The sequence below is a fragment of the Streptomyces sp. CA-251247 genome (assembly GCF_050952975.1).
GTDB classification, from domain to species: Bacteria; Actinomycetota; Actinomycetes; order Streptomycetales; family Streptomycetaceae; genus Streptomyces; species Streptomyces achmelvichensis.
This window is the reverse complement of the sequence record NZ_CP191862.1, coordinates 1-26,775: the sequence shown is the minus strand read 5'-3', so window position 1 is coordinate 26,775 and position 26,775 is coordinate 1. Positions and strand designations below refer to the sequence as shown.

Sequence of the window (26,775 nt, the reverse complement as noted above, 5' to 3'; positions counted from 1 at the left end):
GTCAGCTGTGGCGCCGGCCGCGCTTCTCTGCTCGTGCCCTGGCTACGGCGGCGGCGTGGATCGCGTCGTTCGTGGTCCCTGGCGGCAGCGGCATCCGGCGCTCCTCGGGCGACTTTCCTTCGCGGTCGCTCTCCGGCTCCCAGCGTCCTAGGTTCCAGCGTTCGGCCTTCTCTCGGCGTTCAGCCTCGGCGCGGGCGAACGCTGCATCACGGCGGCTGGCCTCGTCACGGCGGGGTCGTTCCTCGAGCATCCGCGAACTGGCCTCGCCCCTGAGGATCCGTGCTCGACGGGCAACTGCGGTCTCGATGTCGTCCCATGCGCTGACGTGCTTGGCCTGCGCTACCTGGCGCCGACGGGCGTCGAGCCTGCCGAATCCGGCGGCGTCGCGGTCGCGGATGAGGCGCCAGAGCCGCCACCCGGCCAGGCGTCCCAGGTCGTCGGCACGGAAAGTCTCGTGGCCCCATTGGTCGTAGCGGATCAGGTTCTGCGTCAGTAGCTCGACCAGCTCCGACTCGGTCGAGCGGCGCAGTGCGATCGTGATGGTGTGATGCAGGTCGGACCATGGATCGCCCGTGTGTGACCGCCTCTGCTCCGCTCGGGTCGGGGAAGGCAAAAACACGTGTGACCTGCCCAGTTGGGCCCTCCACGAGTGCCACACGCGGCGCTGAACCCTGCTGGCGACGGCGCTGAAGTCCTCCCCGTACGCCTGGCCGGACCTCTTTCCAGGCGCCGCCGAAGGCGTCGTTTTTGGTAGTTCGATGTGATCCGGCCTCAGGTCCCTACTACCGGTAGATCTAAAACCAACTAGTTGTGAGAACCCCTTCGCGTATAGAGGGGACGCTTTGCCATTACCCATCACCAGCATCAGCCGGTGCACCCTGGCGCTCATCGCGGCGGCCCGGTCTGGGGCTGCGACGGCGGCGCAGTGCAGGTTCGGGCTACCGGCCGCGCCAAGGGCTTTGGCTGCCTCGCGGATCTGCTCCGCGATCCGGGCGGCCTTCGAGTGGGCGGGGTGCTCCCATCGCGGAGAGGCGGCCAGCTGCTCCGCCTCGCGCTCGCCGCACTGCACCACCAGTGGCTCGATGGAGACAGGACGACTGGCGAGACGGCCGTAGTCGGCGTCCTCATAGGGGTCTTCGGCATCCGGGAAGTCCCAGACCTTCAGCTGACGCATCAGGTCCTGGGGCAGGTCACCGGGGATGGTGTCCGTCCTCAGGCAGAGCGCATAGACGGCTCGCCGGCCGGGCGCAGGCTTCACGGCCTGGTATGCGAGGCCGTGTCGGTAGAGCCCCTTCAGGTCATCCCAGAAACGGTCTTCGCCCACGCCGTGCACCGCGGCGTACCGCCCTGCGAGCGCCAGCCCTCCATCAACTTGCCCTGTCCCCCATCGGCCGACGACATGACCGGTCAACGGGTCGAGAGATTGACGGCTTAGGAACTGGGCCAGGCGGAACTTCCGAACGGGCAGCAGGCCGCGTCGGTGCGCCAGCTCCGCCACCCGATACCACGTGGTCAGGTTGACCTGCGGAAAGCGAAGTACGGCGACACCGTCTGGATCCGATCTGGGTGCCGGGACATGCGAAGTTTCCCGGTGTTCGGACACACCGGAAGCAGGGCGCACTGTGCCGTCACCGCAGCCATCGGCTACGATGAGAAAGCCTCCTTGAGGTGATGTGAACGCGTGAGCCGCGCCGCCGGGCTGGTTACCCGGGACGCCTCACGTGCGAGATGTGGGATTGGGACTCAGCAGGTGCTTGGGAGCGAGGTAGCTGAGATCCCGCCGGACGGATGGTGCCCTGGCTGGTTAGGCCGGGGCTTTTTCGCGTCCGGACGTTGTTGTCATCCGGCCTTTGGCAGCTCCTCTTGGGTCTGAAGTTCGTCGGCCCACACCGGGCGCCCTGCCTCGTCGACCTCCATGCGCTGGACCAACTGGCCCACTAGGCCGGCGAAGGAGAGACCTGACTGCTCCGCTGCGGTGATCGCCTTAACGGCTTCATCGGGGAGCAGGACTACACCGGTGCGCCAAGGCTTCCCGGTGGACGGGTCATACGACGCACGCCGATGGGCCTGCCGCTCTCCGCGGAGTGGTCCACCTCGATATGTCATGGGAGCGATCTTTTCACAACTGCAGGCGCGTTCACTACGCGTTGGCCTCGTGTCGTGGATTTTTCCCGGCATACGGAGCGTCGGGGAGTTGACGTCTCGTCATGCGGGGCCGCGTTCCGGGGCCTCGTCTCGCGTCACGGCGTCGCAGGGTGCTGCGGCAGTGGTCGCGGTCTGCACCGCCAAGCTTGTGGATAGGGTGCTGCCTCGCCCGGAGAAACTTGAGTGCGTGTCAGTTCAGATGCGGCGTTCATCGCTGGCGAAGAAGAACCCGAAGGCTGCACTGGCCAGCGCGACGATGGGAGTGAAGACCAGGCTGACCTCGCGGTAGTCGTCGCTCTTGAAATGCAGCCAATGGCCGAAAATCAGGGCAACAGTGGGGAGGCTGGCCAGCGCCCCGACTAGCCACAAGAGGCCCATCGCCAACTTGCGCCGGGTCTCGTACATGTGGCGCTCGGTGTCATGGGCGCCGAGGAGTTCCGCGTCGCCGAGCGTGGAGTTCGGCTGTACGTGCTCTACGAACTCGTCGCTGGGCTCCGCCTCGTCGACAACGATCAGGCCTTGGTCGTCTTCAGCCGGAGGTTCGTCCTCGACGAACTCGGAACCTTCTGTGGTCACGGGCGTCAGCGCTCCGTCTCAGAACCGCGCTGCAGGGGTATCTCCTGGCCCAATGGTGGCCAGGGGGTCGGGGGGCCAAGCGTGTAGAAGGGCACCCCAGTCTGGGGCTGCTCGTCCTCCTCCCATAAGTGCTGGTCCCTCGACGGCGGCTCCGGCTTCTCGTTCATGCGTGAACGCACCCCCTGGGCCCGGGGATGCAGTCACGAAGCGGCTCAGGCGGCCCGATCTTCCACGTCGCGATGTCGGGCAGAGGTATCTCTTCTTCTCGCAGCACCACTTCACCGTTCAGACAGGGATCAGGGTCGTTGGTCGGGATGAACTCTCCTACACAGAGGGGGAGTTCGGGGGCCCGTTGCGGCGCGTCAATGTTGTGCCACTCGTGAAAGGGGGTCAGGTAACCCACCTTTGTCCGGACGCAGATCCGCACGGCACCAGTCCGGGGCCTCTTGGGCTCCTCGTACACCGAGATCTGGTTGTCCATGCGTGGTGTCCCCTCTGAGGTTCCGCCAGACAGGCGAAGGGATGGCGGTGCGACGCAGATACCCCCCAAGCGCGGCTTGGGGGGAAGAATATCACACGGCATGTGATCATTTTCAACACTGGATACACATCCAATGCACATCGATGACACATCCAGAGTGTATCTGAACCTCATCTGGTGAGGATTTACTTGACATCACGTCCTCAGGAGAGCAACATAAGGGGGCGCGTTCCGTCCGGTGCGGCCGAAGGGGATGGTCTGATGGGTCATTTACTTGTCCTGTGAGTCCGATGGCTGGCCGGCGCGGGCGCTGGTGTCGTCAGTGGTTGGGGGGAATCACGCGCGAGTGAGGCAAAGGGGTTGCTTCGCTCTTCTGTGCGACACAGGTACCGACTCGTGTGCGCGAATCCGTTCGGGGAATCGCAGGTTGCAGCCTGGATGTGGGGACCCGAGCGCTGTCGTGTCCGGGTCCGCCCTGACATTTTCGAATTGGGAGCGTTGGCATGCCTGAGAACTCGACTGAGACGCCGCGTACAGTGGCGCCGCCGACTGAAGTCACTCGACTGAGCGTCAACATCAATGCCGAGACGGCCGCCAAGCTTCGCTGGTACAAGGAGCACAAGGGCATCTCGATCACCGAGACCGTCCGTCGAGCGGTAGCTCTGCTGGAGCTGGTGGAAAAGGAGACGGCCCGCGGGAACGAGGTTCTCCTCAAGTCCCACGATGGCAAGTCGGTCCGCCAGCTGTGGATGGTCTGAGCCCTGGCATCGGTCCGCCACAGACTTGCGCAAACGGAGAGCTGCAGCCCCGGCGAGCAGACTGCTTCCGTGCACATGCTTCGTTAGGGGCTGTGGCGCTCTCACCGTGCACCCGCTCGTCGCTCAGCGAGCTTGGCCGGCAGTCCTGGGCCTGGCAGAGCAATGACTCCGAAGTCCTCGTGGCTGACCTGCTCGATGTGCTCGTAAAGGCAGGTAGACAGGCTGGCACTGAACTCTGCTGGTGGGGGGCCGCCATCGTTGTAGTGGCGGACGAAGTCGGCGCCACCTAGCCGTTCGTAGCAGTGCACTGCCTCGTCCGCGCGGTCCAGCAAGAGGCCGTCCAGGAACAGGCAGTAGGCGGCAGTTGTGCTTCCAGCGCCAGCCGCGAAGTGCCACCAGAAGCGGGCGTTCGTCACGTAGCCGCACAACTGGAGCAAGCAGGCAAAGACCAGGGCGCCCTGGCTTTCGCCTGGAACCTCCACGAAGGACAGCAGTAGCTGTTCGATGTCCGGCCGCTGCACAACGAGCTGGCATAGAGCCTGGAGATCTTCGGAGGCTCTTTCGCGCGCCATCTGCGGCAGTTGCGCTGACCTGCCCGGATCCGCGCCCTGGAGCAGCAGACCGGTGAACTCTGGCGATGCCGGCACCAGCCAGCTGTGAACCCGCAGATTGTGAGCCACTTCGCGTTGCAGAACCGCGGCGGCAATCAGCATATGGAGCTGTCGTTCGTCTTCCTCCTGCTGCGCTTGCGTATAGGTGGGCACAGCGATCTGAAGTCCCTGCAAGACATCCGCGAACGTCATCAGGACGCCTTCCTCGGAGCCGGAACGTCCCGGCCGTGGTCGAGCTGAAGCAGGCTCGCTAGCTGCCTGGTGGCCTGCTGTATGTGGGTCCGTACTGTGGAAGCGCTAACTCCGGTGAGCTCTGCGATTTCAACCGCCTTGTAGCCCAGGACGTGCCGAAGCCAGAAGCACTGCCGCTGCCGCTCGGGAAGGGCATCGAGCGCACGGTAGAGATCAATCCTGATGAGCAGCGCTTCGATGGGATCGTCGTCCCCAGCCCAGATCGGTGTACTGAGGGGCTGAAATGCCATGTCGACTGGCGCTGGCCGGCGGTCGCGACGCCGCAGGGAGTCAACTACATGGTCGTGCAGCATCTTCCATGCGAACGCTGTGATGTTGGCACTACGCAACGCTTCCTGCCATCGAAGAAACAACTTCACAAAGAAGTCATTCACCGCCTCGCGCGCGTCGCTCTGCGAGGCAAGCTTGCTGAAGGCGTAGCGGTAGTAGGCGTCTCGGTGCTGGCTCGTGAAGGCCGCATACGGCACCGGGAGCCTGACTGGCAGCTCGGCTCGAAGCTGCCGGGTCACAACGTCCCCGTTCAACTGCACTCCCTCACGCGTCAGCACCACACGCTGAGCTGCGCGCGATGGAGGATCGACGACCCTCACAGGGGAAGCCGCGCGAACCACGTCAAACGTCTAAGCGAAAAGAAGAAAAACTTACGCAAGGCTATGCCTTGATCACTACAAGTAACTCCTGGGTAACTTCTGTTCGCATTTATGTGCTTCGCGGATAGGAAGCTCTACGGCTTGAGGAGCCTGCCAATTCGCCCTGCCACAGCCGAAGCTGCGGGCTGGACGTTCCCTCGTTGGGCGGCAGGCGAAGCCCTACCGCGGGCGTTGTCGGGGTGCCAGGCTCGCGCTTGCGCGACCGCGAAGCGGCTCGGCCTAGCGGTCCGGCGGCGGCTGTGGTGCCCTCCGGGTGCCGTGCGGTGAGGGGGCAGAACCGCAACCCGTCACCGTCACCACCCAACCGCCCGCATCCCAGGATCCGCGGCCCCGACCCCCTCAGCAGGGTGGCCCGCCGGAGGCACCTTTCCTCACGTCATCGCCGCATCTGCCGCACCCGCCCCACCAGCATCACGCCGGGTGATCGCCCTCTGACCGACTGTCAGTGCGCGCTGCTTTGATGGGTCGTTCGGGGATCAGACCATGAGGGGGAGGACAGCTGTGCCGTGGGTCAGGGAGCACGTGAAGGCTGATGGGACCAAGGTCCGGGGGTACTCACGATGGGCGCCGGGAGCACGTCACGAGATGGCGATATTAGCCGTGGCCACGGTGGCGATTCTCGGCGTAGGCAACGGCAACATCAGCACCGGGACGGGGAACGGCCAGGCTCCGCGTCCTCAGAAGACAGCAACGTATCCGATCACGTTCGCGGACAACGGCCGGGCGGTGAAGCCTCGTCCGCAGAAGTCGGTGACGTACCCGATCCGTTTCCCCAAGGTGGAGCGGAAGCCAGCACCGCGGCGGTCCGTGTCGTACCCGATCCGCTTCGAGACCAGCGGGAGCGGGCGATGAACCGCCGGCGGCCGCCCGCGCGGCGGCGCCCGGCGCGCAAGACCAAGCGCCAGCAGCAATTGGAAGCGCAAGCGATCGGCTACGGCGTCGTTGCTGTCGCAGCCATCGCGGCAGCCGTCGCGGTGGTCACCTGGGTCAGCGAGCATCCTTGGGTGCTGATGGTGGCCCTCGTCCTGGGCGTGGCCGTGTTCTACGCCTGGCTGTACCAGCGACACCAGCGGTTGCAGTGGGAGCGGGTCCGGTCTCGCGGCCTGCGGTACGCGATCAGCCAGCTCGACGCTCTGCATCACCGGGAGTTCGAGCACGCGATACGGGATCTGATGAAGCGGGACGGCTGCACTGATGCCGTGCAGGTCGGCGGAGCAGGCGACAACGGGGCGGACGTGAAGGCCACGGACCCCTTCGGGCGCCGCTGGGTCATCCAGTGCAAGCACCGCCGGAACGGGCGCGCCGGCTCCCCTGTCGGGACCCCGGACCTGCACGTCCTGAACGGCACCGCCCGCCAGCTCCACGGTGCGGACGTCGTGGTCCTCGTGACGAACGGACGCTTCACCTCTGGCTGCCTGCCGCTGGCCCGATCACAGAAGCTCCACCTGGTCGACCGCAACGTGCTCGGGGAATGGGCCGCGAGCGGGCGGCCCCTATGGGAACTCCTGCGGGCCGTTCCCCCTCCGCGAAAGCCGAGCTCGTTGTCGTGAGGAAGACCGAAGGGGCCCGCCATGTGAGTCGGCGGGCCCCTTCGGTGTTGTCAGGTACGAGCGCGGTGGGCGATGCGGCCGCCGTACCGGGCGATCTCATGGAGAAGCTGCTCCGCCTCGCCTGGGTCAGCGACACGGGCCGCCTTGCCGGTGCCGTCCCCAAGGTTGTCGTACGCCTTCTGCAGAAGAGCGAGCGTCTGGCGGAGTGACGCGATTGCGTCCTGACGGACCTCCGAAGCTTCGGAGGTCCCTGACGATACGTCACTAACCTCCGAAGCTTCGGAGGTCTCTCCCGCGATCCGCTTCCTGGCGTCCCGGAGTGTCTTCTCAGTGACCCTGCCAGTTTCCTGCGCGTCGGCCCACATCTTCCGGGCGACCTCGGGACCGTGTGCCCGGATGGCTGGAGCCAGTGCTCGGACGTGCCCAGTGTTGAGCGGGACCTCCTGCTGCTCCGAGCTTCCGGCCACACCGAGCGCGGCGCGGACCATGACGGAATCCATCAGGGTGTAGACGTGGCTTTCGCTGTATCCCCAGACCTCCAGCGCGTACTGCTCGAATGTGCGCTCCGGGTGGTTGACGCGGTAGAGCTCCCGATCCCGGATCTGCATCATCGCGGGTCCGGCTTCGTCCACGAACTTGGCTGCGGCTGCGTTGCGAGCGGCGCGGATCGTCTCGTCGCGCTTCGCTGCGGCCGTGGAGATGACGTTCTCCAGAACCGTGAGCGCTTCGGCCGGGGACAGGCTCGGGTCCAGGTTGGGTCCGCGCAGTATGCGGCCGGCGCGAGCCTGACGGACCTTCTCCTGCTCGGCCGGGGCAAGCTGACCGACAGAGTTGAGCTCGGCTGTGGTGGAGAAAGGCTCCATGGAGGGGGCGGGTACAGCAACCTCGGTTGTGCTCGACGCTCCCATCCGGACGGGCTTAACCATCAGCTCGCCTCCGCAGCCATCATCTCGTCCAGAACGGCCGCATATTCGTCTAGGTTCGTCGGCACTTTGCCGATGGCCCGCTCATACTCGACCAGTAGGGATACCTCGGCGTCCAGCACCGGGAAGGGGCTGGATCCGCTGGTGAGCCGCTCGCGGGCGTCTCGGGCGGAGCGTGTCGATTGGCTGCACTTGGCCAGCAGGACGTAGGCGGCGAAACCTTCGGGACGCACGTGAGAGAGGGCGGCAGCCTTCGCGGTCCGAAAGGTAGGTTCCAGGCGGCGGGTGTCGAACTCGGAGGGCGCAACCGGCACTAGTAGACGGTCGGTGACCTTCAGGGCTTCGGTGAAGAGAGCGGCGTTGCCGCCCCCGATGTCAGCAAAGACGGCGTAGCCGGCGGCGCGGAGCTCTGCCAGGCGGTCGCCGATGTCTTCGAAGGGGTACCGCTCGACCTCGAAGGGGTAGTCGATGCCCTTTGCCTTGGCATCCTTGGCCCAGTCGAACGTGGTCTGGGAGATGGTGTCGGCGTCGACCACCATGACCTTCTTGCGCTTCTTCATGACTGCTTGAACGAAGCCCAGGTAGTTGGCAGTTGTCGTCTTTGCCGATCCACCCTTCAGGCAGCCGATCACGGTAACGTCGCCACTATCGTCGGCCACGGTTCCTCCTTGGATCTAGGTGTGCAGTGGCCGTACGGACGCGCCTGCCGGATCTGCCCCAAGCTGACCGGCGGGCGCGTGACACTGGTCGACAGATCTGACCGGTGCCCCACACTGCAGGAACCGTATCGAGCCTGAGGGCTGAGTCACGGCTTCCCCCACCACTTCTGCGGCAACTACGGCCGGAGAGACCGTGCAGGAGCATCCCCGTCCGTCGCTCCTAGTCCTCCCAGGCGGTGCCTTCGAGCCCGCGGCGTATCTCTGCTCGGTACGCGTGGAGGGCACGAAGCTTGTCTGCCCAGGAGATGTCCGAAAGGTCGGGGACAGTAAAGCTTGGGCTGTTGATGGGGATTGGCTCTTCGGTTGGCTGGTCTGTCGTCGGGTTCAGCAGTCGGAGAGCTTCCTCTTGGTCCGCTCGGACCAAGGCGCCCGCCTCGAGCCGTGCCTCGGCGAGTGTCTGCTTGGCCAGGCGTTCGTCAGCCAGAGCCCGGTTACGCAGCTCCAAGGCTTCCTCTCGGAGTTCGCTTGCTTCCTCTCGGAGTTCCCTTGCTGACTCCTGCAGCTCCATCGACCTGACCCGGCGGACCTCTGCACTGATGCGGGTCCTCTCCGCTTCTTCCAGGGCGACCTGCTTGATGCGGTCGGCTTGCTTCATAGCCTCGTCCACCAGCACGGCGGCAGCCGCAACATGCGATGTTGCCCACCGCATGGCTTCGCGACGGACCTCATCCAGTCGCTCCCCGGTATCGGAGCTATCCACGCCGGCAGCAGCGCTCGGAGGAGGGACGAGAAGATGCGGAGCGGGGGCTAACACGCCAGCTGTGGCAGCGCTGGCAGCCTTGACCCGCTTCCTCGCCATGGCCGCCTTCTTCTGCGCACTCTTCGTCTTGATCCACTTCTCATGCCACCTGCGACCGGCGACATCATCATTCGCCGTGAGACGACGTACCAGCTCAAGGACGAAATCTAGGGAGGGTAGCCGTTTCCCGTTGAGGGCCTCAGAGATGGCCGCTGCCGAGATCGTCCGCCTGCCTTCACGCTTCTCGATCTGCCGAAGGGACGGGGCGCCGGATTCGATGTGCAACCGTTCGAGGCCTTCAGCAAAGGACTTCAAGGCCTCGTCCGCCGCAGCAACAAGGTCTTCGTCTGAAGTCTCGATCTTTTCCACGGCCATCCGGATCCGCCCCCTGACTGTGCGTGAGGAAAGCTTAGGGCTCAGTCGCCGAACGTTCGCGGTCTTTGCCGAACAGCACCGAACGAAGGGTATGTACGGCCGTGAGGCTCCCTCGTACGGCGTTGACCTGCGGTGTATGAGCTTCAGCGGGCCCGTTCGGAATGCTGGCTTCGTCTTCCCCGCTGCCCGCACCATCGGTTCATCGCCGCATGCGCTACCCGGTTAGTACCGGGACTTACTGGCATGCATGGAGAAGGGGACAACAGGTGGTTAAGAGGAAGGACGATCGTCAGTGGGGCCTCACGCTTGCCCGGGGTGGCCTGCAGGTGGAGGCGGGGCGGCATCTGCGGGTATCCATGTCCCTGACGCTGCTGTTTTGGTTGGTCAGTGTCAGCGGGGCGGTGAGCTCAAGTCCGTACTGGGCTCACCTACTGGCTTAAGACCTGAGAAGGACCCAGAGGGCTCCCCGTGCTGACGCGGGGAGCCCTCTCCGTTTGAACCGTAAGGATCAGTTCAGCTCCGCGTGCGCAGCCTTTAACAGCGCCTGCACGTCCAGCTCTTGGCCCGGCTCCAGCCTCCGCTGTTGGCGGACCTCGGCGGCCGCCACGATTGCCTGCACCCTGGCCTGCTCCTGGCGGTACTCCCACTGGGCGGTCGCCACCGTGGCGCTTGCCTCGATGGCGGCCACTCTGGCGGTGTTGATGCCCTTGGTCTCCTCCATGGTCAGCTCGTGCGCCTGGTTGCGGGCCTCGCGACGGTCGGTCCGCCACAAGGGCGCGCACACGGCGTACACCGCGGCGGTGCACCCGGCCCACAGCAGGCTGGCCAGCTGCCAGTCCGGCGTCCACGCGGTCACTCCGGCGAACGCGAGCACGGCGGCCCCGCCGAAGGACAGGCGGACAGTGTCGTTGTCGCCGTGCTGCTTCGACGCGGCGACGCATCCTGCGCACCCCGCGAGCGCGGCAAGGCTGCCTGTGATCCACAGCGGGGCGGTGGAGCCGGTCGGGATGTTCTGGCCCCAGCTCCACGCGAGCGCGGACATCGTGGTGGTGGCCAGGCCCGGAGCCAGGCGCCCGAAGTGGTCCCACAGCCAGCGGCCGGCGGACCGCTTCGGAGGCAGCTGCGGGGCGGGGCGGAACGTCGGGGGCACGGGCGGGCGGTGGGCCTGCTCGATCAGGTAGAGCGCCGGATCGAACGGTGCGGGGCTCTGGTCGCTCACAGCGTCATCTCCTGTCCTTCTCGGGTCAGTTCCTGCTGGCGGGTCTGCTGGGCTCGATATCCGGCGTCGCGGCGCTGACGGTCGGCCTCCTCCTGCTGCTGGCGCTCGCGGGCGCCGGGCCCGTTCTTGCCCCAGACGGTGACTTCTCCGCGTCCGGACAGCCCCGGTGTGCTTATGGATGCCACCTCGGTATCGCGGTACATCACGGTTCCGTCCGGACGGACCTCGAACCCGTGCGGGTCGGTGCCTTTGGACGGGTCGTCGTGGACGATGCGGCGCCCGTCGATCGATACGCCCCGGTGGTCGAGGGAGACCTGGTGGCCGTGTCGCTCGATCGTGAGTCGGGCCTGCCCGCTCCGGGCGTCGTCGCGGTCCCACTTCCAGGGGTTGAACTCCTCTCCTTCGCTCACCGGTCCGCCTCTTGGTCGGCGAGTTCGGCGAGCACGCGGGCGTGACAGGGGGCGTTGTCGGCACACCAGCAGCCGAGCCGCCGGCCGCGCAGCTTGGGCAGCTCGCGGGCGACCAGCTCCGGCCGTGCGGCCAGCCAAGCCCGGTACTTCTCGACCACCGCGGCGGCGTCGCCGTGGCGGCCGACCTTGAAGGGGTTCGCGAGGATGTGGCCGTGGAGCTTCCATCCGCCCTGGAACATTGGGCGGCCCACGTACACGACGTCCGCGTACTCCGGGTCGTCCTGGTGACCGTGGAGGTCCACCACGGTGGTGGAGTCGCCAATTGGCGTCTGGGGATCGGCCTCGGTCGTTGCCGGATCCACGGTGGTGGCGGGCTTCGGCTCGGCCTCGACGGAGAACATGGGCAGCTGCACGCCACCCTTCATCGGCAGGCCCTGGCGAGCGCGCATCAGCTGATCACCTCCGCCACGGCCTTGCCCATGCCGAACAGAAGAAGGGCGATCACGACGGCGACGGCCAGCACGGTTTTACTGGCCTTCCAGATCTTCCGGAGCCCTACGGACAGGGCGAGCGCTGCCAGCACCACGGTGACGCCGTACGCGGTCAGGGCGGACAGGGCGGCATCGATGACTGTGCGCCCGATCTCCACGGAGGTGGCCAGCACCAGTACGGAGATGACGAGGGCGGCAAGCGCGATGAGGCGTTCGCGGGCGATGGTCACTCGGACGCACCCCCCTGCGGGGCGACCACGACGAACGCGCCGCCGGTCAGGTCGTAGTGGACGTGGGCGGTCGGGTACTCGCCGGCGCGGTACTCCCCGGCCAGCCACTCGGCGCGGCTGTCGGCGCGCAGGTCGCTGTCGGAGATCCGTTCCAGCACAACGGTGGTGGTGCAGTGCGACATGGGTGTGCCTCTCCATCAAGGCGAGAAAGAGAGGCGGGCCGCCCGCGATCGGGGCGGCCCGCCGGGGCCCTATCGGGCGGGGTGCGGCCGCGCGGGCTGCTGCTGCGACTGGCGTCCGTCGCGCTGGTGCGGCTCCGGCCGGATCGGCAGGGGCGGGCGGGTGTCGCTCATCGGCCCGAACCTCCGCTGCTGCGGCGGTTGGCCTCGGCGAGCTTGCGCGACATTTCCTCGCGCTCGGCGTCGGTCATCGGGCCACCGCCAGCAGGCACGTGCAGCGGACGGTGGTGGCCTGGCCGTTGCGACGGATCACGACGGTGTCGAATCCGGCGCAGTCCGCGCACTGGGCGCTGAACGCCGGGCCCTTCTTGCCGACCAGCACGAGGCGGGAAGGGTTCGCGGGGGCCGGGATGGAGATGCCGGTGGTCCGGCTGGCAGACTTCTGCACGGAGATCCCTCTCTTCGCGGATTAGGGGTGTCCCAGCTCGGAGGGCGCGTCAACGCCGTTCCGGGCGGAGAGGGCCGGGGCTGCAACCCCGGTCCTCTCGCATTTCCATTAACCTCCCCCACACCTAGCTTGTCAACAATCTAGATTGATGACTTTCTAGCTGATCTGCTGTACCGTCCTAATCGAGCGTCAGAAGGGAGGCGATCTAAGGTGCTCCAGACACTGGAACCACCCATGAGGAGAGGCCACGTGCCCGAACAGCGGGACCAGGCGGCCGGCGGCGCGGCGGACGAGGAACGAGTGCTGATCTCGGGACGCGTGCGGGCTTCCGTGCGCAAGCGGCTGCGCGTGTACGCCGCGGCCAACGACGAGAACTTGCAGGACTTGCTCGACAAGGCGATCGACGAATACCTGACGAGCCGCGGCGGCTGACGCGCAAAAAGGCGAGCCCCGGCGGTGAGGCAACACCACCGAGGCTCAGACGCTGAGATTGGAGACCTACATGCGTCACGACCAGGGTACGGCCGCTGATCCATCCGGATCTGCATCTGCCCCTGAGAAGTTGGTTCCGCGGCTTACCCGCACCCATCGGGTGCTGATCGGCCTCGTCACCATTGGTGCCGTCGTCATTGCGGCTATCGGCTTCGCTGGCTCGTACGGCGCGGTGCGCGAACTCGCCGTGCAGAAGGGGTTCGGCGACTTCGCCGTCGTCTTCCCCATCGGCATCGACGCGGGTATCTGTGTGCTGCTCGCGCTCGATCTGCTGCTGACCTGGCTGCGCATCCCCTTCCCGATGCTCCGCCAGACCGCGTGGCTGCTCACCGTGGCCACCATCGCGTTCAACGGCGCGGCCGCTTGGCCGGATCCGCTGGGCGTCGGCATGCACGCGGTGATCCCCGTGCTGTTCGTCGTATCCGTGGAGGCGGCACGGCACGCGGTGGGCCGGATCGCGGACATCACGGCCGACAAGCACATGGAGGGCGTGCGCCTCACCCGCTGGCTGCTCTCTCCCCTTCCCACGTTCAAGCTGTGGCGCCGCATGAAGCTCTGGGAGGTCCGCAGCTACGAGGTGGCAGTGGAGATGGAGCAGGCCCGGTTGATCTACCAGGCCCGGCTGCAGGCCCGTTACGGGCGTTCCTGGCGGCGAAAGGCGCCGGTGGAAGCAATGATGCCGCTGCGGCTGGCCAAGTACGGCGTACCACTCACGCAGACGGCGCCGGCGGGCCTCGCGGCGGCGGGGATTCCCCTGCCCGTGGAGCTGAAGCGGGTGGACGAGGTCCCACCGGAACTCCCTGCCGTGGAGCGGACAACCACTCCCGCGCCGGTCGTGGCGGACGTGCAGGATCACGACACGCAGCACGAGGTCGAGCCGGACGACGTCACGGAGGACCGCGACCCGTTGCCAGCTGCAGAAACGACGCCGCACATGGAGCCGTACGCGTTCCGCCCCCATGCACAGCTAGCGGGCGCTGCTGGCCCGGTGGCGGCTCACAACGGCAAGCGACCGCAGATGGTGCAGGCCCGGATCGACAGCAACGGCACTGACTGGTTCCAGAAGGACCCGGCTCCGGTTGCTGAGCCCGCGTCGCCAAGCAGTGCGGAGCCGCAGCCTGAGGCGTCGGTGCCCGCACCGGCCACGGAACCCGAGGCGGTGGAACTGACCGGGGTGGACCTTCTGGAACACCTCTATCTGCAGCTCACTGCCGAGGAGCGCGCGCAATCAGCCAGCGCTCTGGCTCGACGCCTGTGCGCGGACGTCGGGTTCACCGAAGGCACGGCCCGGAAGTACCTGCGGCCGATCATCGAGAAACACAGCTGAGGCAGCGCGGCACACTGCGGCACGCGTCAGAGAGGTCCGGTCAGGAAATATCGATCGGCTCTGTCAGTCCTGGGCCGTACGGTGACGATGGGTCACCGGTTCCCACCCGTAAACACGCGCCCCCGGCAGGCGCTTGCACCGCCTTACCGGGGACTTCGCGACCAGAGGAGAGAGACCTCGTGTCACGCAAGGAAGAGAGTACGACCAACCAGACCATCGACCTGACCGTGGGTTCGGCAGAGAACAGGGCCGCTCGCCGGTCCTCCTATGCGGCGGCGGGACTGCCTGCTGTCGCGATGGCGGCCGGTGCCGACGAGGGCGGCTTGCCTGAGCCGTCTCCCGGCGGGGTCCTCGACGTCATCAACGCGGTGGGCTCGAACTTCCCGCTCGGTGGCTGGCCGGGCTTCGCCCTCACCATCGCCGCCGGCGGGGGCCTCGGCTACTACCAGCTGAAGCAGCGGTGGGACCTGGGCAAGTCCGGGCCCACGTCCAGCGGGAAGGACTCCGCGCGGGTCGGCTTCGCCATTCCCCCCGAGCTGAGGAAGTGGCTGTCCGACGCGGGCCTGCGTGCTCGCGCGAACACGCTTCGCCCGTCCGTGGAAGGGGTCAAGGGCCGCTCGATCAACCCGCACGATGTCGGGCTCCACATCGGCACAGACCTGCTCTACAAGCGGGCCTTGTTCATCGCCTGCGAGGACATCGTGCTGATGTACGCCCCGCCGCGTACCGGAAAGAGCGCCCAGTACGGCAACGCGATCATCGATGCAGCGGGAGCCTGCGTGGTGACGTCGACTCGTGGTGACCTCTACGAGCACACCCACCAGCTGCGGCGCGAGCACAACCGGCCGGTGCTGGTCTTCAACGCGGGTGTCTCCGGCGTGGAGAACACGCTGCGCTGGAATCTCGTGGAGGGCTGCGAGGACCCGGTGGTGGCACTGCGGCGGGCGGGCTACATCCTGGCGGCCTCGGCCAGCGGCGAGAGCATGGAAAACGCCTCCTTCTGGCAGGGGCACAGCTTCATGGTGCTCTCGTGCTACCTGATGGCGGCCGCCTTCAAGGGCGGGGACCTGACGACGGTCCGCGGCTGGGTGTCCAACTCGACGGAGCGGGAACCACTGGACATCCTGCAGGCTCACGCAGGCCGCGTGCCGGACGGCTGGGCCATGGGCCTCGGCCAGCTCCGGCAGGCGCCGGAGAAGACGCGGGACTCCGTGTACCTGACCCTGATCCGCTCGTTCGAGTTCATGTCACTGCCGCAGGTCCTGGACATCGTGTCCCCCCGGCCCGGCCAGCAGAAGTTCGACATCGACGACTTCCTCCGCTCACGCGGCACCCTGTACCTGGTCGGCCGTGACCAGCAATACGGCAGCGTCGCACCCCTGTTCAACGCTCTGGTGGGCGAGATCTACGAGACTGCGTACCTGCAGGCGGACGCCAGTCCCGGCGGGCGGCTCGACCCGTACCTGCGGATGGTCCTGGACGAGGCGGCCGTGATCTGCCCCCTTCCGCTGCACCGCTGGTCGGCGGATGCCGGCGGCCGCAACATCCAACTCCTCATCAGCGTCCAGTCCCCGTCCCAGCTGCGGGAGCGGTGGGGCCACAACGGTGCCCAGACCATCATGAACAACTCCGTGCGCGTCGTCCTCGGCGGCCTGTCCATCCCGCAGGACCTCGAAGAGGTATCGCAGCTGTGCGGGGAGAAGGACGAGGAAGTGGCCTCCTCGTCCTCCACGGACGAGGACAAGCAGAGCCGCAGCATCTCGACGCGGCGGGTCCGGATCATGCCGCAGGACGCCATCCGGCAGATGAAGGAGGGCACGGGCCTGGTCTTCTACAGGCATCTGCCGCCGATCCGGTACCAGTTCACCCCCGTGTGGCAGCGCAAAGACGTCAAGGAACTGGCCAAGCGGGCAAAGGCACAGGCCAAGCTGGCGGCGAAGCTGAAGAAGAAGGGCGTACAGGTCGCGGGCCCGGTCCTTCCGCCACAGATGCCTGCCACGGCTCCCGAGGCCCCGCAGCAGCTGCCGGCGTCGGCCCCGGGCAGCATTCCCGGGCAGGCACCGACCGCTGACCAGAGCATGTGGGGGAAGACCGGATGAACGACCAGCCCAAGGAGATCACAGCGGTCTGGGCTCGCACTCGTGACCTGAGCCGAAAGCTCGATGAGACGAACCAACGGCTGGACACCCTGGAAGGGCAACGGCTCGCGGACACGGTGGAAGAGCTGTCCCTCGTGGTCAGCAAACTGGCAGACAAGCCGGAAGCTACAAGGTTCGCGGTCTGGAACTGGGCGGTCATGAATCCGCAGCAGCAGGCACAGGCGTGGGAGATCCTGCTCGACTGGATGGAGAAGACGTTCCGCGTCCGGTGGCCTCGTTCGTACCGGGAGATGCTCGGATACGCGGAGGCTCCCACCTCGTGCTGGTACAGGCACCCGGACATGGTGGAGACCTTGACGGGCCTGATGGCGTCCCACTACTGGGCGTTCACCGACCCGGAATCGGGACCACTGCGGGTTGCTGAGTGGCTGGACCGCTGGCTGCCCGGCGCCGTGCGCCAGGGGCAGTTCATCCTGAAGGAATGCGGCGGCGGGTACGGGGAGACGAAGCACAAGGACCCGTGGGAGAACAAGAATCTCCAGGTGGACCTGGACGCGGTGAGGTCCCACATTCACCTGCTGAGATCGGGCGAACTGCCCGACTGAGCCACCCAACGACAGAGGCCCGGACCAACATGGTCCGGGCCTCATCGTGTGCGCTCATCAGGCGGCGGGCACCGGGCGCTCCTCGTCTGGCCAGATCGCCCAGCCCACGGTGTACCGGACGCCGGCGGCATAGTCCGCGTCCACGTCGGGCCAGTCGTTGCCTTCGATGCAGTCGCGCGCGTGCGTCCGTTCCAGCCCTACCTGGCGCTCCGTGTACGGGTATTCGTACCGCTCGCCGCTCAGCGGCGCGTAGAGCACTTCCCCGAGTAGCCAGGACGCCACGGCCCACACACCCTCGGCGGCCGCCGCTGGACGGCGCACGTCAATCTCGCGGTGCAGCTGGGCGTCGGCGCCGGTGTGGAACTGGCGGGCTGCATCGTCTCGGAGCGATTCCAGCTCTGCCCGGCTCCTGCGCACGTTCCCTGGAAGGCCCGGTGTGCTCGGGTCCTTCGCTGGAACCAAGGTGGACCCGTACTCGTGGCCCGGCCACTTGGGCGTCGTCCCGGGCAACGGCGTCGACTTCGGGGTGTCCAGGTCGAGCGGGGCGTGAAGGCGCCGCGGCTTGTTCCCAGTCCACGGGGCGCTGCTGCTGGCCATGGCACGACGGTAGCGCCGGCCACTGACACGCTGCCAGGCATCACAGGTTGCGCGAACGTTGTTTCGGAGGCTGCTGAGGCTCTTAGGGTCTGACTATGAGCGACGTCGCAACGAGGAACCGGGTCTGTGGGGCGATTCTTAGATGGGTCGACGCGATGGGCGATCATCCGAGGCGCGACCTGGAGACCTTCCTGGCCTCAGATAAGGCTGCCGCAGCCGACGGCATCGACACCGAAGTGGCAAAGCACGCGGTTGCGTACATGGAGGCGCGTGGACTGCTCACAGTGCTGAGGGCGTGGACTGAGAATCCGGTTCGGTTGACTCTGACAGTGGAGGGTCGAGACTGCATCTACCGGGGTGCGGATGTGGAGGCGTACGTGCGGGACCGTGAGCCGGGGACTCGGATGGAGTTCAACGTGAACGGGGGCCAAGGGCACCAGTTCGGAAACGTTGGAGATTCGATCACACAGACAAACGTGGTGCAGCAAGGAATGGCGGTCGAGCAGTTCGCCCAGTTGGTGGTGCTTCTTCGGCAGTACGCAGACGATCCGCGGGTGAACGAGCAACAAGCGGAGGAACTCCGGGACGTTGCGCATGACCTGGAAGATGAGATTCAGGATGGCGAGGTTGAGCCGAGTACGGCTCGACGTCGTCTGGCAGCAGTCAGACGGGCAGCTGCTCGGTTGGCGCCAGCACTATCGCTGGAGCTGACCGCCGCAGCAGATCAGGCGGCTCAACTGCTGGGGTAGTGCGGCCTCGATCATGTGGCCCGCGCCAGCGCATGGCTTGACGGTCAGAGGCGCCTGCCAGTGCCTACATCTCGACTTCGTGGCCCTGGATCTGCTGAGCCTGGATCTGGGGCTCGATGACTACCTGGGGTTCGTCCCGGCGGGTCCGCTCGGCCTCCGCCATCTGCTGTGTCTGCTCGCGGTCGTTCAGGATCTCGGTTGCGCGAGCGGCGGTGCGCACGGCTTCCTCCAGGTCCTCGCCCGTAATGGTGCGGCCGGACTCGTGGGCCCGCTCGCGCGACTGCTGCAGCTGCTCGGGGTCGGCGTGCTGCTGTTCCAGGTCCGATTCCACCTCGGCCTGCACGTCCTCCGGCAGTTCCAGGGTCTGCCGTTCCGGTGCGCGGAGTTCCAGCTGGCGCTGTGCCTCCTGCGCCTGCTCGCGTGTGGGCTCGGTGTGCTCGTGCCACGCGGCACGCGCCCCGTGGACCTGTTCCAGCTTCTCGACGTCCTCGGACAGCGTGGCGGTCAGGGCCTCGTACCCCTCGGCGGTCTGCTGCAGCTCCTCGCGCTGCTCGTCCGCCTCGGCCTCCATCGCCTGGATGTACGTCTGCAGAGACTCGCGCTCGGCCTCGGCCAGGGACTCGCTCGCCTCGCGCAGCTGGTCGGCAACGTGGGGCGGTGCCCATCCGGTCTCGCGGGTGTAGCGCTCGACCATGCGTCGCAGGGAGGCGTCCGACGCTCCGACCAGGTCCATCCGGTCGTCGGGCTCGCCCAGCGCGCGGTAGGCCCGGTCCCAGTCCTGGCGGACGTCGACCGCACCGCGGCCCGGCCGCTGGCCGATCGCGTCCCGCTCGTGCTCGTGCTCGTGGGCCTCGCGGTAGGCCAGGACGGTGCCGGCGCGCTCGATCCAGCGCTCGCGCCACACATCGTTCTCCGGCACGGGCCCGAACGCGCGCTCTGCCCAATGCGGCAGCTCCTCGGCCCCGGCCAGCTGCCGTCCCAGTTCCAGCCGCTTCTCCTCGGCAATCTCGGCGACCGCGCGGGCGTACTCGCCTTCCGGGCCCGCGATTCCAGCGGCCCGGTTCCGCCAGTCGGCCCGCTCCTCAGCAGCCGCTCGCCGCTCCTCCACGATGGCGGCCCGCACCTGCGGCTCCTGCGCACCGTGCAGGACACCGGCCTGCAGCTGCATCTGCTCCGTCTGCTGCGCAAGAGCGTGCGCAATGCCCTGCGCATCATCGACCAGCTGCGCATCGGACATGACCTGGGTGGCGGTCTGCTCCTGCTCCTCGACTGCCTCGCGTACGCGGCGCTCGTCCGCGTGGACCTGGAGGCGGTCGGCGGTCTCGATTCCCTGTTCCAGTCGCCAGTGCAGCACCGCACCAAGGTGCTTGGCGTCGGACAGGTCCCGCTCGGTGGCCTCGTGTAGCAACGCGTGCGCGTCGTGGCCGGCGGCCTCGGCGCTGCGGCCAAGGCGGACGAGGGAGCCGTACTCCTCGCTGTCCCGCAGTTCGCGGTAGCGCTCGGGTCCCAGCGCATCGTGCAGCACACGCCCGAACCGGGTCTCCGCGTCGCGGGTCGAGAGGTCTTCCAGCTCGTAGGTGTGCTTCGCGAGCGACGTGGACCATTCCAGCTCGTCCTGCTGCGTCTTGGTGGCCGACTTCTCCACGCTGGAATTTTCCAGCGTCTGCTTGTAGAGGGTCATTCCGTCGGGGCGCTCGCCCTCGGGGGCGCCGGGGACGTCGGTCGACATGTACGCGGTGTTCCGCTCGCGGCCGCGGGTCATGGCGACGTAGAACGCGTCCCGCGAGCCGGTGCCGTCCCAGTACGAGTGGGCGGTGCCCACGGTCCGCCCCTGGGTGGAATGGATCGTGCCTGCGTACGCCAGGTCCACGTGCTTCTGCACGTAGGAGGGCGGGAGCTGGAGGGTGTCTCCGTCGTCGTAGGCGACGGTCACTGAGCCGTCCTCCGACAGTCCGAGCACCTTCACCACGTCGCGGTTGGTGGCGAATCGGTCGCCGGAGGTGCTTGTCAGGCGGCGGTTGTTGTCCCGCAGCTGGATCATGTCGCCCTTGCCCACGGTCAGACCGCGGTCCAGCAGTTCGATGCCGTCCTCTTCGACCAGCTCCAGCCGTACGAGGTCCGCGCGAGCGCGGGCGGCCAGCTCATCGGCCTGCGTCGTCGTCGGCGCGATCAGCACGGCGTCCTGTCCACCCACGTGGTCGGCAAGCCACGACTGGTACGCGGCGGCCTTCATCTCCTCACCCGTGCCGCTGCGCAGACGTCCACGCGCCTCGTAGTCCGCGAGCACTCCCACATCGCCCGTACGGAGCTTCAAGGACGCGTCCTTCTCCCACTGGTGGGAGAACCGCATCACCTGGTCCAACTTGTGCACGTTGGGCAGGCCTTCGGTCAGCTGGGAGAACACCCCGCCGCTGCCCACGCTGCCCAGCTGGGCGTTGTCACCCACGTACAGGACCTTCGCTCCCGCCTGGTCGGCGTACCGGCGGATCTCGTCCAGCTGGCCGGTCTCGGCCATGGATGCCTCGTCCACCATGACCAGCTGGCCGGGCTGCAGCTGGTGGGCCTGCCGGTCCGATTCCAGCACCCGGCCGCCCGATTCCAGACGGCGGTTGGTGTCCAGGAACTTGGCGATGTTCGCGGCGTTCTCCACGCCTTCGTCGGACAGCACGCGGGCGGCTCGCTGGCTGACGGTCAGCCCGATGACGGGGCCGACTTCCTGCGTCCAGACGTCGTGGATCGCGCCCGCAAGGCGGCTCTTCCCGGTTCCAGCGGGGGCGGCGACCACTTCCATGCGGCGGCCGCTGGATAGGATCGAGCGGAAAGCCTGCTCCTGGCCCTCGTTGAGTTCGCCGGCGGCCACGGCCTGCTCGATCGCCTCGCGCCCGACTGCGGGGGCGCCTACCTCGGTCGCCTTGGCGATGATGCGGCCTTCGCGCTCGAGGTGGGCCTCCGTGGCGTACTTGCGGGCGCCGTGGCGGGCGTAGACGGACAGTCCGTCCTTGCGCTGCAGCTCGGGCGGCAGGGGGACGAGGTCGCGGGCGGTCAGCCGGACCACGCCCGTGTCCGTGCCGGGGTGCAGCGCGGTGTCGGCCAGCTCGTTGACGAGGGCGCGCACCTGGTGGCGTTCCAGTCCGCCCAGGCAGTCGGGCAGTCCCTTGGTGATCTCGACTACGAGGTCCGATCGGCGCCACGTGCTCTTCTGGTCCTGGGCGTTCTCGACGGCCTCGCGGACGACCTTCTGCGGGTCGAATTCCAGCTCCGATTCCAACGGGCGCTCGCGTTCCAGTTCGACGCTCGCGCGTTCCACCTGCGCTGGAATTCCCGTCAGGGACTCGCGGGTGTCGGCCACCATGTCCGCCTCCCAGCGGGCCAGCAGCTCCTCGCGCGGAACGGCGTCGGTCTTGTTCTTCCGCTCGTTGAGGTTCGCCCACTGCGCCATGCGTGCCAGCTCGTGCGCGGACGGCGGCCGACCGTTCTGGGCCTCCCAGGCGCCTGCCAGATCAGCCGTCTTCTTCGTGATGGTTCGCCGGCGGCTGCTGTACTTGTCGCGCGTCTCCTCGGCGATGCCGACGATCTCGCGGGCCATGCCGTCCGGGCGCATCGCCGTGCGGACGCCCAGCTTGCGGTACAGCGCCTCGTCCATGGACTTCTCGAAAACGTGCCCGGCGGCCTTGGTGTGCCGGTAGATCTCCTGCCCGTCGATCGCGAGCCACTTGGAACGGCTCTCGCCGGTCACCGGGTCGGTGGACGTGGCCTGGACGCGGTTCCAGATGGCGTTGTGGACGTGCATCTGCGGGTCGTTGTCCCGGCTCGTGTGCTGCCGGAAGCTGGCCACGGTCCAGCGGTGCGCGTCGACCTGGCGGCCGGTCGGAGTCCCGTCCGCATCCTTGGCGCCATGCCGTCCGTCGCGGGCGTATCCGGCCTCGTCCTGCAGGAATTCCAGCCCAGCCTGCACGCCTTCCATGACGGACTCCCAGACCTGGTCCGCCTTCCCGGCGGCCGCGGCCGCGCCTTCCAGGTCACCGGCGTCACGCAGCCGCGCGGCCTCGATCTGGAATCCGGCGTGCAGCAGGCTGTACGACTTCGGCACGGAGAACGTCACGTCGTAGTACGAGCGGGCCGCCGGGGCGTTCTGGCGCACCTTCAGCTCCGCCTCGCGGCGCTGCTCGGGCGTCGAATCCGGGCCCAGCTCCTCCAGCGCGGCGGCCACCTTCTCCTCGGTCGACTTCGTGTAGTCCATCGGCCGGCGGCCCACGCGTGCCTCGTCGTAGATGGCCGCTACCTCGGCCCTGTACTCATCTGACCCGGGCTCGGCCGTGATAGCAGACAGTGACGCCCGAACCTCCGCGTGGAGGCCCGGGTGCGTGAACTTGCTGTACATGTCGCTCATCAGCTCATGGTCGACAACACCCGTCAGACCAAGATCATTCGCACCGTTCCCAAGCCAGATCCCAGCCGGTTCACCAGCCTGCTCGATGGCCTTCAGGTAGTAGTGCTCCCCGCCCTTGCCTACCTGATTGATCAGGTATCCCGGGTCAGATCCCGGGCTCACAGTGGCGGTCATGGTCACGACGGTACGAGCCATCGGATAGTAATGCAAGGGTGTGTTGATTCAAGTAGGTCGGTGCAGATAGATCATGACAGGTGGTTAGAGGGGTTGCCGTGGCGGTGAGTTGGGAGAGTTGAGGATCGGATAGGCGGGAAGTGGAGAACGTGGTTCATGGGGTCGGGGGTAAGGTCGCGTTCCATACCTGGTGATGCTCCCTGCGTGCGCGTACCGGCGCGAGCGGTAGCGGGTCCACTGCCGTGAGCCACGGCAGTGGGAAGAGCGACCACCGGCCTGCTGGCAGGCGTCGACTGTTACCAAAAGTGATTTTCGGCGGCGTGGCCGTGCTCGGCCTCGGGCGTCACCAGAGGGTGTCTTGGCGCTCCCCGGAGGGGTGGCCAGCCGCGAGAGCGGCCACGATCGCGGCTGCTTGGGCGCCTGCCTCGGCGGTCAGGATGGCGTCCCGCACGGCGACCGCGCGGCCGGCGGCTCCGCGCACGTCTCCCAGAGCGTGTCCGGACAGTCCGCGTCGGGCCTGGAAGTCCGCGATGTTCTGCAGCCGCTCCCCGATGAGGAGGTGGGTCGGGTTCTGGCAGCTGGTTTCGTCACAGGCGTGTCGGACGACGGCGCTCGGCCCGAGCGCGGCCGCGCCGTGGTGGATCGCCCAGCCGAGAACGTGGGCTGTCACCACGCGGGAGGTGCCCGCTGTGCGGCTGCCCGCGCGGAATTTGCCGTGCCCGCTGTCGCTGATGGCCCCGAGCCACCAATGGCAGGCGTCGGGGCCCCCTCCGCGGTACACCTTGGTGTGGTACCTGGCCGCGGTCACCGGGTCGGCGGCCAGGCGGTCCCACGGAACGGCTGAGGTGGGCTGCTGCTGACCCATGGGGCACCCTCCCTGATCCGGTTCGCTGTCGTGGAGGACAGGCTACGGACAAGCCTCTGCCCGACTGCCTCCGGCCAGTTCTGTTGCTGGAGACGGCGCTGACTGGCGGGATGCCTGCGCGAGCGGGTATCTCTACGGGACACACGCTGGGCGGACGGTGGGGAGTTGAGCCTGGTGGGCACGCTGCGGATGCTGCTTCGGTCACCTGCCTTCCGACGCCTTGCCCCTCCTCCTTTCTGGTGGAGGCGTCCGCCGGTGCCCGGGTCGCGGCGCTCGCAGCGGCAGCGCGCGGTTTCGGAGTTGCGGGCCCAGGGCCGGTACGGGCCGACGCTCCGTGACGTGCTTCCCGGCTTCGTCGGGCTCGGGCTCGCCATCGTCGTGCCAGTGGGCTTCCTCGGCTGGGTATACGTGCGCTTCGGCGTGCTCGTCCTGGTGCTGAGCGTCGTCCTGCTCGCTGGGGTGGTGATGCTGCTCGATCGCTGGCGCCGCACCTCTGCTCGCCGGCGGGGCGGCCACTACACCGCAGCGGAGCTGTCCCGGCTTGATGACGAGGGGTTGACCGTGGCGGCCGCGCGGATGCTGCGCAGGGATGGCTGGCAGGTGGTCGATGTGGGCGAGCCTGGTCGTCCGCGCCTGTACGCCAAGGATCGCCGGGGTCGTGAACTGGACGTGGCATTCCGCCCGGTGACCTCGGCGGACGAGGGCGCGAGCGGGCCCGCTCCACTTCGCGAGGCGGGCCGCCCGGGTGTCGACAACCTGCTTCGGGTCGTGGTCCATCGCGGCGACTTCAGCCGCGCGGACGTGCTCTGGGCTTCGCGCCAAGGCGGCGTCCACCTTCTCGACGGCCAGCAGTTGGGGCGGTGGGCGATGGGCTCGCGGCTGGAAGAGCTGGGCCTGTGACTGCGATCGGTGAGAAAAGCTCGTGCAGTTACTGACGAGCGGCGGCGAGCAGACGCTCATCGGCCCGTCGGCTGACGCCGTGCCCGGCCGCATCACTCGCCAGTCGCCAGGAGGTGGGCCACGACGGCGCGGACGGCTCCAGAGACGACGCCTCCGATCGCGGCCACGGTGGCCTTCTTCGTGAGATCCGCTCTCGGGTCGGGGGCCTGCTGCGGTGCCGGTACCTGCGGCGGCTGCTGCTGACCGCGCTGTTCAGTGCTCACTTGCTCCTCCAAGGATCTCGGGAAAGTCCTCTCGTCCCGGACAGGCCGGGGCCGGTCCGAACGATGGGGGAGCGATGGGTAAGGCACGCAAGCCCCGCTCCGAAGACAGGTCAGTCCCCAGTTGGGTGCGATGAAGAAGCCGGGGCCCCCCATCCGCCCAACGGGCGGGGAGGTCCCGTCAGCGGGTATCTGTACGGACACGTGCGGACGGTGGGGGTAAGGAATTGACGCTGGTCTGGCGGCGGCTGCCGAACGGATGCTGCGCCGCGACGGCTGGCGTGTCATCCGTTCGGCGACCGCCGGCTGCCCTCTGGGAGCGGGCTGCCGCATTGGCTGCACTTCCGGACGCAACGGTGGCGCGCTGAGCGGAGCGCCCCCACGGGCCTCCGGCACATCGCGGCAGCAGCTGCTCCCCCTCAGCGACGGCCGGTGGTGCGCTCTCCTCACGCGCCCGTCATCCGTGACGGCGGGAGTACGGCGACCAGCCCAAGTGCCGCCCTGCGGACAACAAACCGGAGCCAGCCAGGCACCCTCCCCTCCCCGCCAGCCATAAGTACGCGCGCAACGACGAGAGCGGCCGGCGGCAGATCGCCCGCCATGTAAACCGCCCACAGATGCCGCCACAACCGGACCGTCGACTGTTACCGCCACCGCCCGCCCGCCTTAGCTGCGGGGTGGCACGAATCGAGCCTTGGCGGAGGGATCCCGTGCCGCGGCGAGGAAGTTGGACGAAGGCAGGCCCGGTCTCCCAGAGTCTGGCGCGGGTTGGCCGGGACGATGTCGCGCCCATCTGAAGAACGGTGGGCTGGCACGTCCTCCGCATGGACTTGGGGGTGGAAGACATTGCCCTCCGCCCCAAGTGCTCACTGCGCGGATCAGACCCGGTGAAGCTGCCCCTGGATGGTGAGGCCGAGTCCGGCCACCGCGATGAAGCTGCCGCCGGCGTACGCGACGGCGACGAGCGGCGGCCCCGCCAGCAGGAGGACGATCAGGGCTGCGGCGAGACCGCAGGCTCCCCCCACGAGTACGGCCATCGTGACGGACATCCACCGGATCGTGGACTCCGCGCGTTCAAGACGTTGTCGTACCTCTCGGGTACCGTCTGAATCAGTCATGGGGATCCCCCTGTCTCGTCGGATAGTGGCTACCCACGACAAAGGGCAAAGGGAGACCCGGGAAGCGGCTGAGCCTGGAAGCAAGACCGCAGCCCGGTGTCTCCCTTCGTCATGCCGAAGGGGCGCTGGGCACAACGCTAGGGCACAGCACCGACATCGCCGTGGAACTCACATCCGAGAGCTCCCTCACTGCTTTCGTTGACTCAGGCTGTACAGAGAGCACTCCGCCCGCGGCAATGAACGGCCCCGGACTACCTGCCAGGACTTATTCAGCAGATACCCCTTGCGCGGATCTCTTCGCCGATCTTGCCGCCGACGTGCAGGTTGGTCGTCAGGTACTTTGCGTCATCGGCAGCAGTCGGACGCTGCGGCTCCCAGAAGAAGTGCACGACGTGCCTCCCGTCAGTTCCCAGTGATGCGGGGCCAGATGTCCACGACACCAC

Annotated in this window: 27 protein-coding genes; 8 read left to right on the top strand and 19 right to left on the bottom strand. The window is 67.4% G+C overall.

Features of this window, described 5'->3' with window-relative positions:
• Position 1: 1 nt before the first annotated feature.
• The 3 genes from ACQPWZ_RS36695 to ACQPWZ_RS36685 all read right to left on the bottom strand — a co-directional run bounded on the left by ACQPWZ_RS36695 (position 2) and on the right by ACQPWZ_RS36685 (position 3,202).
• On the bottom strand, positions 2-1,498 hold the full coding sequence (locus ACQPWZ_RS36695; RefSeq protein ID WP_433573946.1) for a hypothetical protein: 1,497 nt from the start codon (positions 1,496-1,498) through the stop codon (positions 2-4).
• A gap of 842 nt (positions 1,499-2,340) precedes the next feature.
• A complete protein-coding gene (locus tag ACQPWZ_RS36690; RefSeq protein WP_433573945.1) occupies positions 2,341-2,721 on the bottom strand; it encodes a hypothetical protein in 381 nt (126 codons plus the stop codon).
• Positions 2,722-2,884: 163 nt separating this feature from the next.
• Entirely contained in the window at positions 2,885-3,202 is a 318-nt protein-coding gene (locus ACQPWZ_RS36685) for a hypothetical protein (protein ID WP_433573944.1), read from the bottom strand.
• Between the two features lie 503 nt (positions 3,203-3,705).
• Here ACQPWZ_RS36685 and ACQPWZ_RS36680 point away from each other — a divergent pair.
• Positions 3,706-3,960, top strand: coding sequence for a hypothetical protein (locus ACQPWZ_RS36680; protein WP_433573943.1), 255 nt, complete (start codon positions 3,706-3,708; stop codon positions 3,958-3,960).
• 101 nt (positions 3,961-4,061) lie between these two features.
• Here the strand turns inward: ACQPWZ_RS36680 and ACQPWZ_RS36675 are convergent, their stop codons facing one another.
• Positions 4,062-4,763, bottom strand: coding sequence for a hypothetical protein (locus tag ACQPWZ_RS36675; RefSeq protein WP_433573942.1), 702 nt, complete (start codon positions 4,761-4,763; stop codon positions 4,062-4,064).
• The gene (locus tag ACQPWZ_RS36670) at positions 4,763-5,290 is read right to left on the bottom strand and encodes an RNA polymerase sigma factor (protein ID WP_433573979.1); all 528 of its coding nucleotides are present in this window, start codon (positions 5,288-5,290) and stop codon (positions 4,763-4,765) included. Before ACQPWZ_RS36670 ends, ACQPWZ_RS36675 begins: the two co-directional genes overlap by 1 nt.
• Before the next feature lie 1,031 nt (positions 5,291-6,321).
• On the opposite strand from ACQPWZ_RS36670, the gene ACQPWZ_RS36665 reads away from it, so the two are divergent.
• Entirely contained in the window at positions 6,322-7,023 is a 702-nt protein-coding gene (locus ACQPWZ_RS36665; protein ID WP_433573978.1) for a restriction endonuclease, read from the top strand.
• Positions 7,024-7,073: 50 nt separating this feature from the next.
• Here the strand turns inward: ACQPWZ_RS36665 and ACQPWZ_RS36660 are convergent, their stop codons facing one another.
• From ACQPWZ_RS36660 to ACQPWZ_RS36620, 9 genes are all read right to left on the bottom strand, one after another.
• Positions 7,074-7,949 (bottom strand): hypothetical protein, encoded by an 876-nt coding sequence (locus ACQPWZ_RS36660; protein WP_433573977.1) that lies wholly within the window; start codon positions 7,947-7,949, stop codon positions 7,074-7,076.
• On the bottom strand, positions 7,949-8,605 hold the full coding sequence (locus ACQPWZ_RS36655) for an AAA family ATPase (protein ID WP_433573976.1): 657 nt from the start codon (positions 8,603-8,605) through the stop codon (positions 7,949-7,951). Before ACQPWZ_RS36655 ends, ACQPWZ_RS36660 begins: the two co-directional genes overlap by 1 nt.
• Positions 8,606-8,825: 220 nt before the next feature.
• Entirely contained in the window at positions 8,826-9,773 is a 948-nt protein-coding gene (locus ACQPWZ_RS36650) for a hypothetical protein (RefSeq protein ID WP_433573975.1), read from the bottom strand.
• Positions 9,774-10,287: 514 nt separating this feature from the next.
• On the bottom strand, positions 10,288-10,998 hold the full coding sequence (locus ACQPWZ_RS36645) for a hypothetical protein (RefSeq protein ID WP_433573974.1): 711 nt from the start codon (positions 10,996-10,998) through the stop codon (positions 10,288-10,290).
• Complete coding sequence (locus ACQPWZ_RS36640) at positions 10,995-11,408, bottom strand: hypothetical protein (RefSeq protein ID WP_433573973.1); 414 nt, start codon at positions 11,406-11,408, stop codon at positions 10,995-10,997. Before ACQPWZ_RS36640 ends, ACQPWZ_RS36645 begins: the two co-directional genes overlap by 4 nt.
• Positions 11,405-11,857, bottom strand: coding sequence for a DUF4326 domain-containing protein (locus tag ACQPWZ_RS36635; protein ID WP_433573972.1), 453 nt, complete (start codon positions 11,855-11,857; stop codon positions 11,405-11,407). Before ACQPWZ_RS36635 ends, ACQPWZ_RS36640 begins: the two co-directional genes overlap by 4 nt.
• Complete coding sequence (locus ACQPWZ_RS36630) at positions 11,857-12,129, bottom strand: hypothetical protein (RefSeq protein ID WP_433573971.1); 273 nt, start codon at positions 12,127-12,129, stop codon at positions 11,857-11,859. The genes ACQPWZ_RS36635 and ACQPWZ_RS36630 overlap by 1 nt, the downstream gene beginning before the upstream one ends.
• Entirely contained in the window at positions 12,126-12,311 is a 186-nt protein-coding gene (locus tag ACQPWZ_RS36625) for a hypothetical protein (protein WP_433573970.1), read from the bottom strand. Before ACQPWZ_RS36625 ends, ACQPWZ_RS36630 begins: the two co-directional genes overlap by 4 nt.
• Before the next feature lie 244 nt (positions 12,312-12,555).
• On the bottom strand, positions 12,556-12,756 hold the full coding sequence (locus ACQPWZ_RS36620; protein ID WP_433573969.1) for a hypothetical protein: 201 nt from the start codon (positions 12,754-12,756) through the stop codon (positions 12,556-12,558).
• A 249-nt stretch (positions 12,757-13,005) separates the two neighbouring features.
• On the opposite strand from ACQPWZ_RS36620, the gene ACQPWZ_RS36615 reads away from it, so the two are divergent.
• From ACQPWZ_RS36615 to ACQPWZ_RS36600, 4 genes are all read left to right on the top strand, one after another.
• Entirely contained in the window at positions 13,006-13,188 is a 183-nt protein-coding gene (locus ACQPWZ_RS36615; RefSeq protein WP_433573968.1) for a hypothetical protein, read from the top strand.
• 70 nt (positions 13,189-13,258) lie between these two features.
• Entirely contained in the window at positions 13,259-14,575 is a 1,317-nt protein-coding gene (locus tag ACQPWZ_RS36610; RefSeq protein WP_433573967.1) for a DUF2637 domain-containing protein, read from the top strand.
• Positions 14,576-14,754: 179 nt separating this feature from the next.
• Positions 14,755-16,674, top strand: a complete 1,920-nt coding sequence (locus tag ACQPWZ_RS36605) for a type IV secretory system conjugative DNA transfer family protein (RefSeq protein ID WP_433573966.1) — start codon at positions 14,755-14,757, stop codon at positions 16,672-16,674.
• Entirely contained in the window at positions 16,671-17,279 is a 609-nt protein-coding gene (locus ACQPWZ_RS36600; RefSeq protein WP_433573965.1) for a hypothetical protein, read from the top strand. Before ACQPWZ_RS36605 ends, ACQPWZ_RS36600 begins: the two co-directional genes overlap by 4 nt.
• A gap of 57 nt (positions 17,280-17,336) precedes the next feature.
• Here ACQPWZ_RS36600 and ACQPWZ_RS36595 read toward each other — a convergent pair whose 3' ends face one another.
• Positions 17,337-17,876 (bottom strand): hypothetical protein, encoded by a 540-nt coding sequence (locus tag ACQPWZ_RS36595; protein WP_433573964.1) that lies wholly within the window; start codon positions 17,874-17,876, stop codon positions 17,337-17,339.
• A gap of 95 nt (positions 17,877-17,971) precedes the next feature.
• Between ACQPWZ_RS36595 and ACQPWZ_RS36590 the strand changes: the two genes are divergently transcribed.
• Positions 17,972-18,625, top strand: a complete 654-nt coding sequence (locus ACQPWZ_RS36590) for a hypothetical protein (RefSeq protein WP_433573963.1) — start codon at positions 17,972-17,974, stop codon at positions 18,623-18,625.
• A gap of 64 nt (positions 18,626-18,689) precedes the next feature.
• Here the strand turns inward: ACQPWZ_RS36590 and mobF are convergent, their stop codons facing one another.
• Both mobF and ACQPWZ_RS36580 read right to left on the bottom strand, forming a co-directional pair.
• Complete coding sequence (mobF, locus tag ACQPWZ_RS36585; RefSeq protein WP_433573962.1) at positions 18,690-23,189, bottom strand: MobF family relaxase; 4,500 nt, start codon at positions 23,187-23,189, stop codon at positions 18,690-18,692.
• A 343-nt stretch (positions 23,190-23,532) separates the two neighbouring features.
• A complete protein-coding gene (locus tag ACQPWZ_RS36580; RefSeq protein ID WP_433573961.1) occupies positions 23,533-24,054 on the bottom strand; it encodes a hypothetical protein in 522 nt (173 codons plus the stop codon).
• A 339-nt stretch (positions 24,055-24,393) separates the two neighbouring features.
• Between ACQPWZ_RS36580 and ACQPWZ_RS36575 the strand changes: the two genes are divergently transcribed.
• On the top strand, positions 24,394-24,954 hold the full coding sequence (locus ACQPWZ_RS36575; RefSeq protein WP_433573960.1) for a hypothetical protein: 561 nt from the start codon (positions 24,394-24,396) through the stop codon (positions 24,952-24,954).
• 92 nt (positions 24,955-25,046) lie between these two features.
• Here the strand turns inward: ACQPWZ_RS36575 and ACQPWZ_RS36570 are convergent, their stop codons facing one another.
• Together ACQPWZ_RS36570 and ACQPWZ_RS36565 are read right to left on the bottom strand one after the other, a co-directional pair.
• Positions 25,047-25,217, bottom strand: coding sequence for a hypothetical protein (locus ACQPWZ_RS36570; protein ID WP_433573959.1), 171 nt, complete (start codon positions 25,215-25,217; stop codon positions 25,047-25,049).
• Positions 25,218-26,092: 875 nt separating this feature from the next.
• On the bottom strand, positions 26,093-26,263 hold the full coding sequence (locus ACQPWZ_RS36565; RefSeq protein ID WP_433573958.1) for a hypothetical protein: 171 nt from the start codon (positions 26,261-26,263) through the stop codon (positions 26,093-26,095).
• Positions 26,264-26,775 lie beyond the last annotated feature (512 nt).

Coding starts and splice junctions, on each gene's coding strand:
- ACQPWZ_RS36685 (WP_433573944.1), bottom strand. CDS start 3,202: ATGGACAACCAGATCTCGGTGTACGAGGAGCCCAAGAGGCCCCGGACT.
- ACQPWZ_RS36680 (WP_433573943.1), top strand. CDS start 3,706: ATGCCTGAGAACTCGACTGAGACGCCGCGTACAGTGGCGCCGCCGACT.
- ACQPWZ_RS36675 (WP_433573942.1), bottom strand. CDS start 4,763: ATGACGTTCGCGGATGTCTTGCAGGGACTTCAGATCGCTGTGCCCACC.
- ACQPWZ_RS36665 (WP_433573978.1), top strand. CDS start 6,322: ATGAACCGCCGGCGGCCGCCCGCGCGGCGGCGCCCGGCGCGCAAGACC.
- ACQPWZ_RS36660 (WP_433573977.1), bottom strand. CDS start 7,949: ATGGTTAAGCCCGTCCGGATGGGAGCGTCGAGCACAACCGAGGTTGCT.
- ACQPWZ_RS36635 (WP_433573972.1), bottom strand. CDS start 11,857: ATGCGCGCTCGCCAGGGCCTGCCGATGAAGGGTGGCGTGCAGCTGCCC.
- ACQPWZ_RS36625 (WP_433573970.1), bottom strand. CDS start 12,311: ATGTCGCACTGCACCACCACCGTTGTGCTGGAACGGATCTCCGACAGC.
- ACQPWZ_RS36610 (WP_433573967.1), top strand. CDS start 13,259: ATGCGTCACGACCAGGGTACGGCCGCTGATCCATCCGGATCTGCATCT.
- ACQPWZ_RS36600 (WP_433573965.1), top strand. CDS start 16,671: ATGAACGACCAGCCCAAGGAGATCACAGCGGTCTGGGCTCGCACTCGT.
- ACQPWZ_RS36595 (WP_433573964.1), bottom strand. CDS start 17,876: ATGGCCAGCAGCAGCGCCCCGTGGACTGGGAACAAGCCGCGGCGCCTT.
- ACQPWZ_RS36590 (WP_433573963.1), top strand. CDS start 17,972: ATGAGCGACGTCGCAACGAGGAACCGGGTCTGTGGGGCGATTCTTAGA.
- mobF (WP_433573962.1), bottom strand. CDS start 23,189: ATGACCGCCACTGTGAGCCCGGGATCTGACCCGGGATACCTGATCAAT.
- ACQPWZ_RS36580 (WP_433573961.1), bottom strand. CDS start 24,054: ATGGGTCAGCAGCAGCCCACCTCAGCCGTTCCGTGGGACCGCCTGGCC.
- ACQPWZ_RS36565 (WP_433573958.1), bottom strand. CDS start 26,263: ATGTCCGTCACGATGGCCGTACTCGTGGGGGGAGCCTGCGGTCTCGCC.